Here is an 18,848-nt window from a genome sequence, read left to right as displayed (position 1 = left end):
TGATGGTGACCTCCCAGCCGACCAATCTCCAACTGCCTGCACTCAATCCAACTGTGGGAGCTGGCTTGCCAGCGATGGCGCCCTGACAGCCGACCAATCTCTAACAGGCTGCACACGGTCAAATGTGTGCGAGCCTGCTCGCGATGGCGGCCTGACAGCCGACCAATCTCCAACTGCCTGCACTCAATCCAACTGTGGGAGCTGGCTTGCCAGCGATGGTGGCCTGACAGCCGACCAATCTCTCACTGCCTGCACCCAATCTCTCTGTGGGAGCTGGCCTGCCAGTGATGGTGACCTCCCAGCCGACCAATCTCCAACTGCCTGCACTCAATCCAACTGTGGGAGCTGGCTTGCCAGCGATGGCGCCCTGACAGCCGACCAATCTCTAACAGGCTGCACACGGTCAAATGTGGGAGCGAGCCTGCTCGCGAAGCGCCCCCACAATCACCCCATCTTTATCTGGCCGCCTCAGCATTCCCATACAAATAATCCGTCGCCAGCGACGCCATCGTCCTCACCCCAACCACCAGCGCCGACTCGTCCACAAAGAACCCCGGATTGTGATTCGGCGCCGCCTTGCTCATGTCCTGATCCCGTGGCGTCACCCCCAGAAACACGAACAGCCCCGGCACTTCCTTGGCAAAGAACGAGAAGTCTTCCGCGCCGCCCACCAGCGGTGCATTGACCACGTCGTCCTTGGCGGCCCACTTCAACGTCGGCAGCATTTTTTCCGTCAGTGCCGGGTTGTTGATCGTGGGGTCGTATTTTTCGATGATGGTCACGTCGGCTTTCGCGCCGCCGCTTTCGGCGATTTTTTCGATGGTCTGGCGCACGTCGGCGTGGAGTTTCTGGCGGATGCCGTAGTCGTAGGAGCGGATGGTGCCGCTCATGTCCACGGATTCGGGAATGATGTTGTAGCGAGTGCCGCCGTTGATGGTGCCGATGCTGACCACCGACGGATAGGATGAGATGTCGGTGCGGCGGCTGACCACGGTTTGCAGGCCGACGATGGTTTGTGCGCCGACGGTGATCGGGTCGATGCCGTCCCAGGGGCGGCCGGCGTGGGTTTGTTTGCCGAGGATTTTGATGCGCAGGTCGTCGGAGCTGGCCAGGGTGGCGCCTGGACGGTAGGCGATCTGGCCGGCGGGGACGCCGGCCCAGACGTGGAGGCCGAAGACGGCGTCGGGTTTGGGTGATTTCATCACGCCTTCCTGCACCATCATTTTCGCGCCCCAAGTGTTTTTACCGTCGGGGATGAAGTCGCTCGGGCCTTCTTCGGCGGGCTGGAAGTAGAAGACCACGGTGCCGGGCAGGGTGTCGCGCATGCCCGTAAGAATTTTCGCCGTGCTCAGGAGGATCGCGGTGTGGGCGTCGTGGCCGCAGGCGTGCATCACGTCGACCTCTTTGCCCAGATAGGTGCCTTTGGCTTTCGAGGCGAAGGGCAGGTCGGCGACTTCCTTGACCGGCAATGCGTCCATGTCGGCGCGCAGAGCCACGGTCGGGCCGGGCAGGGCGCCTTTGAGGATGGCGACCACGCCGGTGCGGGCGACGTTGGTTTTGACTTCCAGGCCCATGGCCTTCAGTTGTCTGGCGACCAGTTCCGCGGTGCGTGTCTCGGTGTTGCCCAGTTCCGGATGCGCGTGGATGTCGCGGCGGGTTTCCAGCAGTTGCGGTTCAAGTGCCGTGGCTTGCGTGGCGATCTGTTCGCGGGTGCTGTCCAGGGTGGCGGCGCTGGCGGCGCTGGCGGTGCCGGCCAGCAGGGTGAGCAGAACGGTCTGGGCGATACGTGTCAGCTGCATCGGGTTTCTCCATGGTTATTGTTTTTCTGGCTTCCCTGCCTGTGACCCGAGTGTCTGCGCGAAGTGCTATTCCTTCGGCTGGCCACCGCCGGCAGTGATGACCTGCACGCTCATGCGTGGCGTCGCCAGATCGAGTCCGGCTTCGTCCAGATGGCGCTTGAGCGACAGGTTGAACGCTCGGGAAACTTCCCATTGTTTGATCGGCGCAGTCTTGAACCGCGCGCGAAGAATCGCGCTGCCGGACTCGAAACTCTCCACGCCCTGAATTTCCAGCGGCGACCAGATGTTGCGCCGCTGCAGCGGGTCGGTGCGCATTTTCTGGCCGACTTCGCGCATCAGTTTGATCGCGTCGTCGATTTCCATGTTGTACGGCACCGCCACCCGGAAGATCGCGTAGCCGAACTCGCGGGAGTAGTTCTTGATGCTTTTGATTTCGCTGAACGGGATGGTGTGGACGATGCCGTCGATGTCGCGCAGGCGCACGGTGCGGATGGTCAGGCCTTCGACGGTGCCGAGATGGCCGCCGACGTCGACGTAGTCATCAATGGCCAGCGAGTCTTCGATGATGATGAACAGACCGGTGATCAAATCCGCCACCAGCGACTGCGCACCGAAACCGATGGCCAGACCGATCACACCGGCACCGGCCAGCAGTGGCGTGACGTTCATGCCCATGTTCGCCAGAGCGACGATCAGCGCGATGATGAAGATCGCCACGAACAGCACGTTGCGGATCAGCGGCATCATCGTCTGCGCGCGGGCATTCGCCAGGCCTTTGCGCGAGCGGGTGAGGGCGTGGTGCACGGCGGTGTCGGCGAGGATCCAGATCAGCCAGGAGAAAATCAGCGTACCGATCAGGCTGAACAGTTTGACGCTGACGTCATGCCCTTCGCCCTCGGCGAAACCGATCAGCGATTTGCCCCATACGCGCAGGCCGAGCTCGATGAAGGTCAGCCACACCAGCAGGTGGGCGAGGGTGTAGAAGAAGCTTTTCAGGCGTTCCGAATACAGCGCATGACGCTTCGGCCCGCGCTGCGGTTTGAGCGAGTGACGGCGCACGAGGCCGTTGATCACCATGCACATCACCAGCAGCACCGTGCAGATCAGCGACTGACGCAGGGCGGTGCTGGTGTCGCCGGCGGAGACGAAGGTGGCGAACAGCGAGATCCCGACCAGCACCAGCGCCGGCACGTACCAGAAGGTGCCGAGGATATCGATGGTGTCGCTGAGGGCGCGGCGGGTCAGGCGGCGGGACAATGGCTGGTTGCGGATCAGGTGCGCGATCGGCCGGCGGAAACGCAGGATGAACAGCCCGGTGAACAGCGCCGCGAGCACGTTGGTGATGGTCGCGGTGGTGTGCGCCAGGTGCACGCCGAGGCCTTCGACCAGGCGCGGGTCACTCAGCGCTTCACCGAACGCGGCGAAGCTGCCGATCAGCCACAACGGACGGAACGCCTGATGCCGCAGGATGTACAGCGCCCGATGCCGGTGCGGACCGTCGAGCAGCGAGAAGGCGATCACGCAGATCGCCGAGAAACAGGTGCCGACCACCAGCGCATAAGCCAGCACCATCGCCAGGCTTTTACCCAATGACGACGGCAGCGCGTAGCTCATGTAAACGGTGATGACCAACGCAATCAGCCACGGCCCGAGCTTGCGCAGGGCGAAGCGCAGCATGTCGAGGGCCTTGGGATGTTGCGGCAGTTCTTCGGTCAGGCCGAAACGCATGCGCACTCGGTGGCCGAGCCAGATCAGCGCGGCGGCGAGCAGGCTCCAGACCATCAGGATCACCGCGAAGCCGAAGATGATCGGCAGCCATTCGCTGGCCGGCAGCATCAGGTTATCGAGTTCGTCCCTGGCCAGATCGAACTCGTCGGACCAGCGGGTCAGCGGGCTGTCGTCACCGGAGAACTGCTTCTCGAAACTGGCCAGGGTGCCGCCGATCAGGCCCAGCACGCCTTCTTCCGGTGAGGCCTGGGCTTTCTTGGTGGCGTCGCGCAGCTTTTTCAGGTCGCTCAGCAACTGTGCGCGTTGCTTGTCGTTTTCCAGCGACTTGATGACTTCATCCAGCGACTGGCCCAGCGGCTCCTGCGCCTCCGGCTGCGTCTTGGTGGTGTTAAGCAGGCCCGGCAGACCGACCGCATGGGCAGGGGCCAGCGGCAGCAGCGTCATCAGGCAGACAAGGAACAGGCAGGGCAGTGCAAACAGACGAGCGAACACTAGGCGGTCAACCTCGCAAAGGGGCGAATTGAGCGAGTGTACGAGGCAGCCGGAATCAATGCGAGCCGGGCGCCGATTTATTCGTTGAGTTTGGCGAGGATCTTGTAGACCACGGTCGCCAGGATCATCAGCATGCCGATCCACATGGCGAAGACACCGGCGTTCTTGTCGCGGAAGTTGAAACCGATGGCGAGCAGGATCATCCCGGACAGGATCGGGACGAGCATGGCGTGGAAGGAGGACATCGAGATCATGGAGACTGCCTTGTCATAGGGGATGATTTAAGTCTAGGTCGCTTTCGACCTGTAGGAGCTGCCGAAGGCTGCGATCTTTGCTTTTGATCTACCAAAACACAAGATCAAAAGATCGCAGCCTGCGGCAGCTCCTACAGGGGGGCGATCAGCTTACGGTAGTTCGCGGCTGGCGTAGAACGCGCTCAGCACTTTGACCAGGTGCGCCAGGTCGTGGCTGCCGCACAGTTCGCGGATCGAGTGCATGGCGAAGGTCGGCAGGCCGATGTCGACGGTGCGCACGCCCAAGTGGCTGGCGGTGATCGGGCCGATGGTCGAGCCGCAACCCATGTCGCTGCGTACCACGAAGCTCTGCACCGGCACTTCTTCGGCCATGCACAGGTGACGGAAGAACCCGGCGGTTTCGCTGTTGGTGGCGTAGCGCTGGTTGCTGTTGACCTTGATCACCGGGCCGGCGTTGAGTTTCGGGCCGTGGTTGGCGTCGTGCTTCTCGGCGTAGTTCGGGTGCACGCCATGGGCGTTGTCAGCCGAGACCAGCAGCGATTTCTGGATGGTGCGGACGAACTCGTCACCTTCCGGCAGCAGACGGCGCAGGGTCTGTTCGAGCATCGGGCCATCGGCACCGCAGGCCGAGCAGGAGCCGACTTCTTCGTGGTCGTTGCACACCAGCACGCAGGTTTCTTCGCTGTCGGCAGTGAGCAGCGCTTGCAGGCCGGCGTAGCAGGACAACAGGTTGTCGAGGCGTGCGCCGGCAATGAAGTCGCCATGCAGGCCGATGATTGCCGCGCTCTGGGTGTCGTAGAAACTCAGCTCGTAATCCAGCACCACGTCGGCGTTCAGACCATGTTCGCGAGCCAGTTGATCGGTGAGTACCGCGCGGAAGTCGACACGTTCGTCACCGGCGAACTGCGCGAGGATCGGCGGTAACTCAGTCTGCGCGTTGATCGCCCAGCCCTGATTGGCTTCACGATTGAGGTGAATCGCCAGGTTGGGAATGATTGCAATCGGTGCCTTGAAGTCGATCAACTGGCTTTCGACCTTGCCGTCGCGGCGGAAGGTGACGCGGCCGGCCAGCGACAGGTCGCGGTCGAACCACGGCGCCAGCAGCGCGCCGCCGTAGACTTCAACACCCAGTTGCCAGAAGCCCTGACGTTGCAGTTCCGGTTGCGGCTTGACCCGCAGGCACGGGCTGTCGGTATGGGCGCCGACCAGACGGATGCCGTCGTGCAGCGGCGAGTTGCGGCCCATTTTGATCGCGACGATCGAGGAGTCGTTACGGGTGACGTAGTAGCGGCCGTTGGCCTCGGTGGTCCACGGCTCGCGCTCGTCGAGGCGCACGTAACCGGCGGCCTCCAGACGCTGAACAAGGCTGGCGGTGGCGTGGAACGGGGTAGGGGAGGCCTTGAGGAAGTCGATCAGGCCTTGGTTCAACTCTTCGCGCATAAGAAGCTCCAGACAGCAATGGGCGGGAGTTTAACGCATCGGCCAGGGAATTGAATCCGGAGCGGATTCCTGTAGGCGCTGCGGCACGCTGCGATCTTTTGATTTTGATTTCAACGAACAGAATCAAAAGATCGCAGCGTGCCGCAGCTCCTACAGGATGGTGGTGTTCAGCGGGCGGCGGCTACGCGCTTTTTCAGGTAGCTCATGATGACTTTTTCGTCCTCCGGTTTATCCGGACGCGGCAGCTGTTGCGGCCAGGGCTTCTGGCTCAGCAGTTTTTTCTGCCGGCTTTCGTCCCAACGGAGTATTTCTCGCGAGGCGCATTCCCACCATTCGTGGCGGCAGGCGCTGTAGTACGGATCTTCCGGCGCCGCGCTGCCGTACAGCAGGTCGCGACCGACCTTGCGCAGCGTGCCGCTCTGGTGACGCAGCTTCCATTTGATTTTCAATCGGCGCCAGGCCGACGGGAACGGTTTGACCCGTGGCACATCGCTGCACAGATCCACCAGGCGCTGGCTGAACTGCTCGCCGTGCTGGGAGAAGAAATATGTCTGCATCGCGTGAAAGAAGCGTTTTTCCGCGAAGTAGTGGTAGACGTGTTTGCGCGCCTCCACCACCTGGCGTTCGCGCATGGCGTACGACAGGGCGATCTGTTCGATGGTGTGGATTTCAAAGCCGCCGAATGTCCATTCATCGATCAGCCGGATCGACTCTTCGAACAGCGCCGAATCCCTGGCGATCACGCCGCACAGACCGCTGTTGTAGAGCTTGAACCCGTTATCCGGCGTCACGCCGTGGCGGCGCAGGTCGCGACCGAGTTTTTGATAGTCGGGACGCTGGTGCACATCTTTCCAGTCGTACTCGAAGCGATCCATCACCGAGCGGTTCGGCTCGATGAATTTGAACAGTTGGCTCGGGTGGCGGGTGAACAGGGTGTCGGTGTCGACGAACAAGGTCTTTTCCGCCCACTGCATGCCCGCGGCAATGGCGCAGGCCTTGCGGCGGTGATGATAGCCGTGGGTGCCTTGCCAGCGGGTCAGGGTCGCGTCGTCCAGCAGCACCGTGTCGACCGGCCAGCCCGCATAGTCGTCGGGGCGATCGGTGAGAATGCGGATGGCCGGTCGCTCGCCGTTTTTGGCTTGGGACAGCGCGGTCAGGATGCTGAACTTGGCTTCGCGCCGGTACACATCCTGATTGCCGTAAATCAGGTAAAGCAGTTGATGACGAACTTTCGTGAGGGGTGTTACCAGGGAATCAATACAACTCATCCGAAAACAAAATCCTTGTACAAAAAACGCGCTGCCACTCAGGCAACGCTTAAAACGGTGCCGGGCATTCGAAGCGCAGACGCTCGCCGGTTTGCGGGTGGGTGAAGCTCAGCATGCTGGCATGCAGGCACAGACGCGGCCACGCGGCCAGGGCCTGTTCGTGGGCGTAGAGCCCGTCGCCCAGCAGCGGGTGACCGATGGACAGCATGTGCACTCGCAACTGGTGCGAGCGCCCGGTGATCGGCGTCAGCTCGACGCGGCACCAATCGCCGCAACGTTCCAGTACGCGCCAGAAGGTCAGCGCATGCTTGCCGAATTCGTGGTCGACCACGTGCCTTGGTTTGGTCGGTGGATCGTAACGCAGGGGCAGGTCGATGCTGCCGCTGTCCAGTTCCGGCTGACCCCAGGCCAGGGCGGTGTAGGCCTTTTCGGTTTCACGGTCGTGAAACTGCCGCGACAGTTCGCGGTGGGTGTCGGCGTCACGGGCCAGCAGAATGATGCCGGAGGTTTCCCAGTCCAGGCGATGGACGATGCGCGCTTCCGGGTAGCCGTTTTCCTGCAGGCGGGTGATCAGGCAGTCCTTGTTGTCGTCGGCGCGACCGGGCACCGAGAGCAGCAAGGTCGGTTTGTCGACCACCAGTACGGCGGCGTCCTGATGAATGATGCGGATGTTGGACAACGGCATTAAAACAGCCTCGTAACAAATGCCAACGGCGGCTCAGGGCCATTCCGCGATGGGAATGGCCCTGAGCCGCCGTCGTTCCTGCCGGATCGACTCAGCGATCTGGCAGGGTGATGTTGAGTTCCAGAATCGAGCAACTGCCCTGGCTTTCCAGTGCAACGTGTACATCGTCGTTGCCGATGTTGACGTACTTGCGGATCACGTCGACCAGTTCCTTCTGCAAGGCTGGCAGGTAATCCGGCGTGCTGCGCTGGCCGCGCTCATGCGCCACGATGATCTGTAGACGCTCTTTCGCTACCGAGGCGGTACTTGGCTTTTTGTTGGCACGAAAGAAGTCAAAAAGGTTCATTACCTACCTCCAAACAGGCGCTCGAAGAATCCCTTCTTCGTAACATCGAGGAAACGATGTTCTTTTTCTTTGCCCAGCAGACGATCAACGGCATCGCTGTAGGCCTGACCGGCATCGCTCTGGTCGTCGAGAATCACTGGAACGCCCGAGTTGGAAGCCTTCAGGACCGCCTGCGACTCAGGGATGACGCCCAGCAGGGTCACGGCCAGAATTTCCTTCACGTCTTCGACGCCCAGCATTTCGCCATCGCTGACGCGCTGCGGGTTGTAACGGGTCAGCAGAAGGTGTTCCTTGATCGGCTCTTCGCCGAGTTCGGCACGACGCGATTTGCTGGCCAGCAGGCCGAGCATGCGGTCCGAATCTCGTACCGAGGACACTTCCGGGTTGGTCACGATGATCGCTTCGTCGGCGAAGTACATGGCCAGGTGCGCACCTTTCTCGATGCCAGCCGGGGAGTCGCAGACCACGAAGTCGAAGTCTTCCTTCAACTGCATCAGGACTTTTTCCACGCCTTCCTGGGTCAGCGCGTCTTTGTCACGGGTCTGGCTGGCGGCCAGCACGTAGAGGTTTTCCAGGCGCTTGTCTTTGATCAGCGCCTGCTGCAGGTTGGCTTCGCCGTTGACCACGTTGACGAAGTCGTACACCACGCGACGCTCGCAACCCATGATCAGGTCGAGGTTACGCAGGCCCACGTCGAAGTCGACGATCACTGTTTTGTGGCCGCGCAGAGCGAGGCCGGTACCGATAGCGGCGCTGGTGGTGGTCTTACCCACACCACCCTTGCCGGATGTAACCACGAGAATCTTGGCCAAGGTGTTTCACCCCTAAGGAAGAAGGACTTTTTAGCCCCTGAAAAACATCTCTTGAAAACTACTGCAGTCGGACAGCCTTGGCTGGAATTCGGCGCAAGTCGCAATTGCCGGGGGCAAACGCTGCTTGATCCTTTTTCCTACTTCGTTTGAGCCGTTTTCGCTACGTTTTAGAGATGCTTGGAAAATGCGGCAGTATCCGTTAAAGCCGAATGATGTTCAACACGTCGGCCGACAGGCTGACCTGGACGCCGGAGCCCCACAGTGGATCGCGGCGCAAATCTTCGGAAACCTTGTAATGCCCGGCGATGGAGATCAGTTCAGCGCTCAATTGCTGACAGAAAATCCGCGCCTTGGTGTCGCCTTTGACGCCGGCCAGTGCGCGACCGCGCATCGGGCCGTATACATGGATGTTGCCATCGGCCAGAAGTTCCGCCCCCGGACTGACCGAGGACACCACCACCAGATCGCCACCCTGGGCATATATCTGTTGGCCACCACGTACTGGCGTAGTGATGACGCGGGTCGGTTTGACGGTCGGCTCCGGCGGCTTTTCCGGCTTCTTTTTGACTTCCGGTTCCGGCGCTTCCAGCGGTCGCTCACGGGCGCCGGACGGCGGCAGTACCGGGATGTCGATGGCGATGGCGGCGGCGATGTCTTCGATACGGCTGGCGCGGATCGCCAGGGTGCGCAGGCCATGTTGACGGCATACGCGCATCAGACCGGGCAGATCGACCGCGCCTTCGCCGGGCGGCAGTTTGTCCAGCGCCAGGACCAACGGTGCATTGCTGAAGAAATTCGGCGCCTGGGCGACTTTGGCGGCCAGTTGCCGATCAAGGCTGTCGAGGTCGTTGCGGGACAGTTCCAGCACCGTGATGGCCAGCATGCTGCCCTTCAACTGGAACACGGGATCTCGGTCTGGCGATTCGTTTTGGCTCATATCGGCATACAACGGCTTGTCACTAAAAGTGCCGAGACTTATAACGAGAACGCCCGCGAGCCGCAAGCCGGGTCGAACGATGTAGAATGCGCGGCCACTGAATTTACGGAAGCTTTAATGGATCGCCCGCGTTTTCGAAGAGCCTATCTTTCTCCCCGCTTCTGGCCGCTCTGGTGCGGTCTGGGGCTGTTGTGGCTGGTCGTGCAGTTGCCATATGCGGTTTTACTGACGATCGGTCGTGTTTTGGGCGCATTGATGTATCGCGTGGCCGGCGACCGGCGGCGCATCGCCAAGCGCAATCTCGAGCTGTGCTTCCCGGAAAAATCCGCCGCCGAGCGCAAACGCCTGCTCAAGGAAAACTTCGCCTCCACCGGCATCGCGTTTTTTGAAATGGCGATGAGCTGGTGGTGGTCCCGTGAGCGCCTGGCGAAACTGGCGCATGTCGAAGGCCTGGAGCATCTGCAAAACGCCCAGCGCGAAGGCAAGGGCGTGATCCTCATGGCCGCGCACTTCACCACCCTGGAAATCGGCGCGGCGCTGCTCGGTCAGCAACACACCATCGACGGCATGTACCGCGAACACAAGAATGCCTTGTTCGACTTCGTCCAGCGCCGGGGCCGCGAGCGGCACAACCTCGACTCGCTGGCAGTGGAACGTGACGACGTGCGTGGCATGCTCAAGCTGCTGCGTTCGGGCCGGGCGATCTGGTACGCACCGGATCAGGACTACGGCGCCAAGCAGAGCATCTTCGTGCCGCTGTTCGGCATTCAGGCGGCGACCGTGACCGCGACCACCAAATTCGCCCGTCTGGGCAAGGCGTTGGTGGTGCCGTTCACTCAGGAGCGTCTGGCGGACGGCAGCGGTTACCGGCTGGTGATCCATCCGCCGCTGGAAGATTTCCCCGGTGAAACCGAAGAGGCCGACTGCATCCGCATCAACCAGTGGGTGGAAAGTGCGCTGCGCGCCTGCCCTGAGCAATACTTGTGGGCGCACCGCCGCTTCAAGAGCCGTCCACCGGGCGAGCCGAAGCTTTACCCGAAACGGCGCGGCTGATTCACTCACCCTTTCAAGCACCATGGAGCGTTGCGATGAGCCCAGCTGAACCGGTCACAGGTTTGATTCTTTCCGGCGGCGGGGCTCGGGCGGCGTATCAGGTGGGGGTGCTGGCGGCGATTGCCGAATTGCTGCCGCTGGGTGCGGACAATCCGTTTCCGGTGATCGTCGGCACCTCGGCCGGGGCGATCAACGCGGTCAGTCTGGCCAGTGGCGCCAGCGATTTTCGCGCGGCCATCGAACGCCTGACCCTGTTCTGGCAGGGCTTTCGCAGCCATCGAGTGTTGCGCAGCGACTGGCCGGGGGTGATCCGGCAGGCCAGCCGCTTTGTCAGTCACAGCCTGCTCGGCATGGGCCGACACCTGCCGGTGGCGTTGCTCAACAGTTCGCCGCTGCGCGACCTGCTCAATGAAAAACTGCACATGCCCGGCATCGCCGAGTCCATCGCGCGCAAGCAATTGCATGCGGTGGCGGTGACCGCGTTCGGCTACGAATCGGGCCAGGCGGTGACCTTCTATCAGGGCGGCGGCAAGATCGATGCGTGGTTGCGCCATCGACGCATCGGCGTGCCGGCGCAATTGTCGGTGGACCATTTGCTGGCCAGTTCGGCGATCCCGTTGCTGTTTGCCCCGGTAAAAATCGGTGAGGAATATTTCGGTGACGGCGCAGTGCGGCAATCGGCCCCGATCAGCCCGGCGCTGCACCTGGGCGCGAGTCGGGTGCTGGTGGTGGGCGTCAGCGGCAACCCGCGGGGTTTCGATCCGCAGCAACCGCTGGAGCGTGCCTACACCGGGCAGCAGCCAACGCTGGCGCAGATTGGCGGACACATGCTCAACAGCACGTTCATTGACAGTCTGGAGAGCGACATCGAATTGCTGCAGCGCCTCAACCAGTTCAGCCGCCTGATGCCCGAGGGCACGCCGACCCGCGAGCTGGGCGTGGCACCAGTGGAGGTGCTGGTGATTTCGCCGAGCCAGCCGATCGACGAGATCGCGGCGCGGCATCGCCAGGAATTGCCGGCGGCGTTGCGTCTGTTTTTGCGTGGGCCGGGGGCGACGAAAACGAGTGGGGCAGGGGTGTTGAGTTATCTGCTGTTCGAGGCGGGGTATTGCAGCGAGCTGATCGATTTGGGGCGGCGCGATGCGTTGGCCAAGCGTGAGGAGCTGTGCCGGTTTCTGGGGATCAGCGAAGCGGTCGTTCCCACATGAAGTCTGCGGTGCGGCAAATCGCTGGCAAGCCAGCTCCCACAGGTTTTTGGGTGGGCACAAAAAAGTGAACGACACATAACCCTGTGGTAGCTGGCTTGCCAGCGATGGCGTCCTCGCAGACGCCATCTACACCCGTCATCAGAAGTGGAACTTCACCAGGAAGCTGGTCACGTTCTGATTGGTGGTGAACCCACGGGTGTCGTCGATCCCGTACTTGTCTTTCCAGTAGTCGTATTCCACACCGACGTACAGCTGCTTCTCGCCGAAATGCAGCGCCTTGCCCAGGTCGTATTTGACCTGTGGGTTGAAGTGCAGGTTGGCGTGGTATTCGCCTTTGCTGTTGACGTCGTTGTCGACCACCCAGTCCATGTAACCGTCGATCAGCACGTTCGAGCTGCCGACCGGGATGGTGTAGGACCAGACCGGGGTGATCTGCCAGACGTTGTCACCCGGACGCGAGCCGTCGGTGTGACGCTGGTAGAAGTTCAGCTGGAAGTAGTCGAAACCCGGGATCGCCAGGTCAAAGCCTGGACCGATCAGGTATGACTCGACGTCGCCTTCACCGAACTCGTAGGTCATCGCCAGCAGCACGTCCTTGATCGGGCCGAATTCGAGCTTCTGGTCCAGCACCTTGCCCAGCGAGATGCGCGGCTGGAACTCACCGTAATAGGTGTTGTTGCCGACGCCGCCATCCGGCTTGCCGTTGTAGAAGATCTTGTCGATGAACAAGAAGTTGTCCCCGTACTTCCAGGCATCGGCGTGTTCGAAGGTGACGGTCTGCTGGATCGCCGGATTGACCTTGAAGTCTTTGCCGTAGAGGTAGGTCAGGCTGTTGTTCTGCCATTGCAGCAGGCCGTCGGCCATGGCCTGGCCGCCGGCCAGCATCGATCCCGCGAGCATCAGGCTGGTGCACATGCGTTTCATTCGGTTGCTCCCAAAGTAGGTGTTCCACGTTTATTTTTTTAAGATCGGCGCTCTGGTGTGGCGCCTTTTTTCGTTGCTGCAAAAGTCATCCGACCGGTCAGCTTTGATGCTGTTAGCAAGAGCTGAGCCAAGGCTTTCGAAAAGCAAAAAAACGCCCGTTCGGCTGCTGAAAAACAGTCGATTGAGCGTGTTTTCGGGATGCCTCGGTACTGACCGGGGCCGGGATAAGTTGGCCCGTTGGTCAGGAATTAAATCCGGGCTTTTTTTTAGACCGAATTCAAGAGGCCGCGGAGAATACTGACTCCTCGGCCAGGTCTCAAGTGCCCCGCAACAGAGCACCGACGACAGGTATGGGGCACGGTTGCGGGCCATCTTAGAAATGCACCTTCACCAGCAGGCTGGCGGTGTTCTGATTGGTGTCGAAGCTGTGCGTGCTTTCGATCCCGTATTTGTTTTTCCAGTAACTGTATTCGGTGCCGACATACAGCTGCTTCTGGCTCCAGCCCAGGGCTTTGCCGAGGTCGTATTTGATCTGCGGATTGATGTGCAGGTTGGCGTGGTAGGTGCCGCGCAAGTTCTGATCGTTGTCGACCACCCAGTCCAGATAGCCGTCGATCAGCAGGTCGGAATTACCCAGCGGCACGCTGTAAGACCAGCCCGGGGTGATCTGCCAGACGCCATCGCCGGGGCGCGGGCCTTCGGTCTGGCGGCGGAAGATGTTCAGGGTCACGTAGTTGAAGCCGGGCACTTTCAGGTCGAAGCCGGGGCCGATCAGGTAGGCCTCGCTGTCGCCCTCGCCGTACTCGTAGGTCATCGCCAGCAGCACGTCCTTGATCGGGCCGAACTCGAGCTTGCGGTCGAAGATCTTGCCGAACGAGAAGCGTGGGGTGAATTCGCCGTAGAAAGTGTGCGGGCCTTTGTTCGCGTCTTCCTTGCCGTTGTAGAAGATCTTGTCGACGAACAGGAAGTTGTCGCCGTACTTCCACTTGTCGGCGTGCTCGAACGTGACCGTCTGCTGGATCGACGGGTTGATCGCGAAGTTCTTGCCGTACAGGTAGCTCAGGCTGTTGGTCTGCCACAGCAGTAAATCGCCGGCCATGGCCTGACTCGCGGCCAGCAGGCCGCCACTCAACAGAACGTTGGTTTGCGTGCGAATCATTGGTTGCTCCCTCTTGTTTTTATTGTTGAGGCAGGGTGTTGCACAGTCCCTGTGGGAGCGAGCTTGCTCGCGAAAGCGGTGTGTCATTCAACAGTGATGTTGACTGACATGGCCTCTTCGCGAGCAAGCTCGCTCCCACAGGGATAATCGGTAATGCTGTTAATGCGCGTGGCAGTCGTTGATCGCTGCGCGTTCCTTGCCGCCAAGAATGTTGAACAGCAGGTTCAGCGTCAGCGCGCTGAGGGTGGCCATGGCGATGCCGCTGTGGGTGATCGGGCTCATCCACATTGGCAGATGCGCGAAGAACTCCGGACGCACCACCGGGATCAGGCCCATGCCGATGCTCACCGCCACCAGCAACTGGTTGCGGCGGTCACCGATGTCCGCCTCTTGCAGGATCTTGATCCCGGTGGCGGCGACCATGCCGAACATCGCAATCGCCGCACCGCCCAGCACCGCCGGCGGAATCGACGCCACCAGGAACGCCGCTTTCGGCAGCAGGCTCAGCACGATCAGCAGACCGCCGGCAACGATGGTCACCGAGCGGCAGCGCACGCCAGTCATCTGCACCAGGCCGATGTTCTGCGCGAACGAGGAATGGGTGAAGGTGTTGAAGAAACCGGCGACGAACGAGGCGCCGGCATCGCACAGCAGGCCGCGTCGCAGCATCCGTGGGCAGACTTCCTGACCGGTGATCTTGCCCAGCGCCAGAAACATCCCGGTGGACTCGACGAAGATGATCACCACCACCAGACACATCGACAGGATCGGCGCCAGTTCGAATTTCGGCATGCCGAAGTGCAGCGGGGTGACGAACTGAACCCACGGCGCGTTAGCCATGCCGCTCAGGTCGACCATGCCGATCGCCCCGCACAGCACGTAACCGATGCACATGCCGATCAGTACGGAAATATTGACCCAGAAGCCGCGCATGAAGCGGTGGATCAGCAGAATGGTCGCCAGCACCAGAGCGGCGATGGCCAGATAAACCGGCGAACCGAATTGCGCAGCGGCGGCACCGCCACCGGCCCAGTTCACGGCCACGGGGAACAGCGACAGACCGATCGAGGTGATGACCGTGCCGGTCACCAGCGGCGGGAAGAAGCGCACGACCTTGGACATGAACGGCGCGATGAGCATGCCGAAGAAACCGGCGGCGATGGTCGCGCCGAAGATCCCTTGCAGACCGATACCGGGCATGCCGGCCATGGCAACCATGCTGCCGACAGCGGCAAAACTGGCGCCCATCATCACCGGCATGCGGATGCCCATCGGGCCGATGCCGAGTGACTGAACGATGGTGGCGATACCGGCGACCAGCAGGTCGGCGTTGATCAGGAAGGCAATTTCTTCACGACTCAGGCCAGCGGCCTGTCCGATGATCAACGGCACCGCGATGGCACCGCCGTACATCAGCAGAACATGTTGCAAACCGACCAGGATCAGTTGCAAAAGGGGCAAACGCTGAATGGCGGGTGCGTCGGGGATGCGCGCTTTGGACAGCTCGGACATGCAACACCTCGGATCTTTTTTATTCTTGTGATTGAACAGCTGCCGGGTGGCTCACAGCTGTTTCTTTGCATCAGGTAAACCGCGTTGCGGCTAATCGCTGGCAAGCCAGCTCCCACACAGGCAGTGCAAAACCCTGTGGGAGCTGGCTTGCCAGCGATGCTTTTACTGCTCAGTTGGTCTGGGCTCCCTGCGCGATCCATGCACCGATCAGGTCACGTTCCTGCTGGGTCATCTGAGTGATGTTGCCCAGCGGCATGATCTGCGTGGTGATGGCTTGCGCCTGGATCCGCGCCGCGTTCTGGCGGATCTGCTCGGGGGTGTCGAACATCACACCGGCGGGCGCCGCGCTGAACAACGGGCTGGTCGGTTTGGCCGAATGGCAGACCGCGCAGCGTTCCTGGATCACGTTGTGCACCTTGTCGAACGCAGGACCGGCGTTGGACGCTTGCGCCGGTGCCGCAGCAGGGGCAGCCGGAGCGGCTGGCGCTGCAGGTGCCGCCGCTTCAGCCGGTTTCGCGCCACCGCCCAGTGCCGTTTCCGGCAGCGGCTGGTACTCGATTTTCGCCGGTGCCTTGGCCACGTCCGGTGCGGTTGGCATCGGCGCAGGGCCGGTGACGTACGCCAGGGTGATCATGCCCACCGCTGCCACGGGCAGGGTCCAGGCAAACTTGTGGCTGTCGTGACGGGTGTTGAAGTAGTGACGCACCAACACCGCCAACACTGCGATCCCGGCCAGGATCAACCAGTTGTACTGGCTGCCATAAGTGCTCGGGAAGTGGTTGCTGATCATGATGAACAGCACCGGCAGGGTGAAGTAGTTGTTGTGACGCGAACGCAGCAAGCCCTTGGCTGGCAGCGCCGGGTCCGGCGTGCGGTTCTCGGCAATCGCCGCGACCAGTGCACGCTGCGCTGGCATGATGATGCGGAACACGTTGCCGACCATGATGGTGCCGATGATCGCGCCGACGTGCAGGTACGCACCACGACCGCTGAACACCTTGCTGAAGCCATACGCCGCGCCGATGATCAGCACGAACAGAATGAAGCCGAGCAGGGCGGGTTTCTTGCCAAGTGGCGAATCGCAGAGGAAGTCGTAGATGAACCAGCCGGCGATCAGCGAACCGATGCCGATGGCCACGCCTTCAGGGCCGGTCAGGCCGCTGCCGGGTGCCACGAGGTAGAGCACGGGGTTGGAGTAGAACACCACGCACAGCAGCGCGATCCCCGACATCCAGGTGAAGTAGGCTTCCCATTTGAACCAGTGCAGGTTCTCCGGCATCGACGGTGGGGCCAGTTTGTATTTTTCCAGGTGATAGATACCGCCGCCGTGGATCGCCCACAGATCACCGGCCAGACCGGTTTTCGGGTTGACGCGGTTGAGGTTGTTCTCCAGCCAGACGAAGTAGAACGACGCGCCGATCCAGGCCACGCCAGTGATCATGTGAACCCAGCGCACGCTCAGGTTCAGCCATTCCAACAGATGTGCTTCCACAGTCTTTACCTCTCGCCTGTCACTCTTGTTGTCGAGTGATCAGACCTTCTCTTATTGGTGGGGGGCGAGGATCAAACGCTCATCCTCTTTGAAAAAATGCTCATCGCAGTTATTGCCTGTGCCACTGCGATCAACCACCAGGAAGTCATCCCGCTTTTCGATCGTCAGCACCGGGTGGTGCCAGACGCCGCGATGGTAATTGATGCCCTGCCTGCCGTTGGTGACGAAGGCGCGGACCAAGCCTGATACAGGTACATCGCCAAGTGGCGCGACCACGATCAGAAAGGGGTTGCCGAGCAGCGGAATGAAAGCCTGGCTGCCCAGCGGATGGCGTTCCAGCATGCTCACGGTCAGCGGCATGTCCTGCGCGTCGGCGCGGAAGATGCTGATGATCGCGTTGTCCTCGGGCGTAGCGGTTTCGACCGTCGCCAGTTTGTGGAAGCGCATGGTCGAACCGTTGTTGATCATGAAGTGGTCGCTGCCGTCGGTTTCGATCACGTCACCGAAGGGGGCGAAGGCTTCTTTGGTCAGCGGTTCAATCTGTAGTGTGCGCATGCTGTTCTTTTCCGAATTCTGTGTTGTTAGAACTATCGCCATCGCGGGCAAGCCCGCTCCCACAGTGGACTGTGGCGTTCACAAAACCTGTGGGAGCTGGCTTGCCAGCGATTGGGTTCAACCTTATTTAGCGACCTTGCCGAGCACGCGCAGGCGGCTCACACCACCGTCCGGGAACACGTTCAGGCGGATGTGGGTGATCGGGCCGAGAGCCTTGATCTGCTCGACGAAGGTGTGTTCGGCGTGCATTTCCAGCTTCTGGCTCGGCAGCAGTTCACGCCAGAACAGCGACTGGGTTTCGATCTGGCTGTCGGTGCCGCCCTTGACGAACGCGCCCTGGATCGAGCAGGTGTCCGGGTAGTTGCCCTTGAAGTGCAGGGTATCGACGATGATTTTTTCGATCTCGCCCGGGTGGCCCAGCGCGACGATCACCCAGTCATTGCCTGGCGTGCGACGACGTGCGGTTTCCCAGCCATCGCCCATGTTGATGCCACGGCCCGGGTTGAGGATGTTGCTCATGCGGCCGAAGTGTTCGTCGGAGCAGGCGAGGGCGCGGCCACCGTTGAGGGCTGCAGCCAGATCGACTTGCTCGTTGTCGCCAACCGCCGACCAGTCGCGGAACGGAATGCCGTACACGCGCAGACGGGCGACACCGCCGTCCGGGTAGATGTTGAAACGCAGGTGGCTGAACGCTTTGTCGTTGCTGATTTCGTGGTAGTGGTGGCTGTTGCCTTGCAGCTCGACGGCCGACAGCACTTCAGTCCACTGGGTGTTTTCGTCCGGCTCGCCCGAGGCCAGGAAGCACGCTTCCAGCGAGGCCGATGGCGGGAAGTTGCCGGTGAAGAATGAAGTGTCGATGTCCACGCCCTTGATCGAACCCGGTACGCCCAGGCGGATCACCGCGCTGTCGTAGCCCTCAAAGCGCTTGCGACGCGATTCCCAGCCGTCCATCCACTTGCCGTTGTCGTCGAACACACCCTCCTTCCACACGGCCGGGGTCGGCTGAAACAGACGATTGGCGTCTGCGAACCAGTCATCGGTGACCGAGATGATTTTGGTGCCCAGACGGGCATCGGCCAGGTTGACGAACTTCTCGAAAGGTACGGCGTAAGCTTTCATTCTTCTTGTCTGCCTTTAATAAGTTGGCTGGGGATGCTTGCGAGGCCCTGGGCGTTCTCCGCGTC

The 18,848-nt window shown here is 61.3% G+C and carries 17 protein-coding genes; 2 read left to right on the top strand and 15 right to left on the bottom strand.

The features are described 5' to 3' along the window. Positions 1 to 455 precede the first annotated feature (455 nt). The 9 genes from ACU680_RS15105 to minC form a co-directional block, all read right to left on the bottom strand. Positions 456 to 1,799, bottom strand: coding sequence for an amidohydrolase (locus ACU680_RS15105; RefSeq protein ID WP_448179850.1), 1,344 nt, complete (start codon positions 1,797 to 1,799; stop codon positions 456 to 458). A 66-nt stretch (positions 1,800 to 1,865) separates the two neighbouring features. Continuing rightward, positions 1,866 to 4,019 (bottom strand): mechanosensitive ion channel domain-containing protein, encoded by a 2,154-nt coding sequence (locus ACU680_RS15100; RefSeq protein WP_448179849.1) that lies wholly within the window; start codon positions 4,017 to 4,019, stop codon positions 1,866 to 1,868. A gap of 77 nt (positions 4,020 to 4,096) precedes the next feature. Continuing rightward, on the bottom strand, positions 4,097 to 4,273 hold the full coding sequence (locus tag ACU680_RS15095) for a hypothetical protein (protein ID WP_177327380.1): 177 nt from the start codon (positions 4,271 to 4,273) through the stop codon (positions 4,097 to 4,099). Positions 4,274 to 4,423: 150 nt separating this feature from the next. After that, entirely contained in the window at positions 4,424 to 5,713 is a 1,290-nt protein-coding gene (locus ACU680_RS15090) for a M18 family aminopeptidase (RefSeq protein WP_007965355.1), read from the bottom strand. Positions 5,714 to 5,880: 167 nt separating this feature from the next. Further along, positions 5,881 to 6,981: a hypothetical protein gene (locus tag ACU680_RS15085; RefSeq protein ID WP_448179848.1), complete on the bottom strand. Its 1,101-nt coding sequence runs from the start codon at positions 6,979 to 6,981 to the stop codon at positions 5,881 to 5,883. A gap of 49 nt (positions 6,982 to 7,030) precedes the next feature. Beyond that, on the bottom strand, positions 7,031 to 7,666 hold the full coding sequence (locus ACU680_RS15080; RefSeq protein WP_007960625.1) for an RluA family pseudouridine synthase: 636 nt from the start codon (positions 7,664 to 7,666) through the stop codon (positions 7,031 to 7,033). A gap of 91 nt (positions 7,667 to 7,757) precedes the next feature. Further along, positions 7,758 to 8,012 carry a cell division topological specificity factor MinE gene (gene minE, locus ACU680_RS15075; protein WP_003223146.1) on the bottom strand — a complete coding sequence of 85 codons (255 nt, stop codon included), beginning with the start codon at positions 8,010 to 8,012 and terminating at the stop codon, positions 7,758 to 7,760. Next, positions 8,012 to 8,824, bottom strand: coding sequence for a septum site-determining protein MinD (gene minD / locus ACU680_RS15070; protein WP_007960626.1), 813 nt, complete (start codon positions 8,822 to 8,824; stop codon positions 8,012 to 8,014). Before minD ends, minE begins: the two co-directional genes overlap by 1 nt. Positions 8,825 to 9,023: 199 nt before the next feature. Further along, positions 9,024 to 9,761, bottom strand: coding sequence for a septum site-determining protein MinC (minC, locus tag ACU680_RS15065; RefSeq protein WP_027613349.1), 738 nt, complete (start codon positions 9,759 to 9,761; stop codon positions 9,024 to 9,026). A 117-nt stretch (positions 9,762 to 9,878) separates the two neighbouring features. Between minC and ACU680_RS15060 the strand changes: the two genes are divergently transcribed. Both ACU680_RS15060 and ACU680_RS15055 read left to right on the top strand, forming a co-directional pair. Then, a complete protein-coding gene (locus tag ACU680_RS15060; RefSeq protein ID WP_448179847.1) occupies positions 9,879 to 10,814 on the top strand; it encodes a lipid A biosynthesis lauroyl acyltransferase in 936 nt (311 codons plus the stop codon). 35 nt (positions 10,815 to 10,849) lie between these two features. After that, on the top strand, positions 10,850 to 12,022 hold the full coding sequence (locus ACU680_RS15055; RefSeq protein ID WP_448179846.1) for a patatin-like phospholipase family protein: 1,173 nt from the start codon (positions 10,850 to 10,852) through the stop codon (positions 12,020 to 12,022). Between the two features lie 138 nt (positions 12,023 to 12,160). Here the strand turns inward: ACU680_RS15055 and ACU680_RS15050 are convergent, their stop codons facing one another. The 6 genes from ACU680_RS15050 to alc all read right to left on the bottom strand — a co-directional run bounded on the left by ACU680_RS15050 (position 12,161) and on the right by alc (position 18,783). Further along, entirely contained in the window at positions 12,161 to 12,946 is a 786-nt protein-coding gene (locus ACU680_RS15050) for an outer membrane protein OmpK (protein WP_041068818.1), read from the bottom strand. Between the two features lie 373 nt (positions 12,947 to 13,319). Then, on the bottom strand, positions 13,320 to 14,105 hold the full coding sequence (locus ACU680_RS15045) for an outer membrane protein OmpK (RefSeq protein ID WP_448179845.1): 786 nt from the start codon (positions 14,103 to 14,105) through the stop codon (positions 13,320 to 13,322). A 159-nt stretch (positions 14,106 to 14,264) separates the two neighbouring features. Beyond that, positions 14,265 to 15,617: a nucleobase:cation symporter-2 family protein gene (locus ACU680_RS15040; protein ID WP_007960645.1), complete on the bottom strand. Its 1,353-nt coding sequence runs from the start codon at positions 15,615 to 15,617 to the stop codon at positions 14,265 to 14,267. Between the two features lie 169 nt (positions 15,618 to 15,786). Next, on the bottom strand, positions 15,787 to 17,109 hold the full coding sequence (locus ACU680_RS15035) for a urate hydroxylase PuuD (RefSeq protein ID WP_448179844.1): 1,323 nt from the start codon (positions 17,107 to 17,109) through the stop codon (positions 15,787 to 15,789). Between the two features lie 51 nt (positions 17,110 to 17,160). Next, the gene (locus tag ACU680_RS15030; RefSeq protein ID WP_041068829.1) at positions 17,161 to 17,664 is read right to left on the bottom strand and encodes an ureidoglycolate lyase; all 504 of its coding nucleotides are present in this window, start codon (positions 17,662 to 17,664) and stop codon (positions 17,161 to 17,163) included. 123 nt (positions 17,665 to 17,787) lie between these two features. Further along, positions 17,788 to 18,783: an allantoicase gene (gene alc, locus ACU680_RS15025; RefSeq protein ID WP_007960036.1), complete on the bottom strand. Its 996-nt coding sequence runs from the start codon at positions 18,781 to 18,783 to the stop codon at positions 17,788 to 17,790. Between the last annotated feature and the right edge of the window lie 65 nt (positions 18,784 to 18,848).

The organism is Pseudomonas sp. LF020, assembly GCF_053456425.1.
The sequence above is the reverse complement of the archived record's forward strand: the minus strand, read 5'-3'. Positions and strand labels throughout refer to the sequence as shown.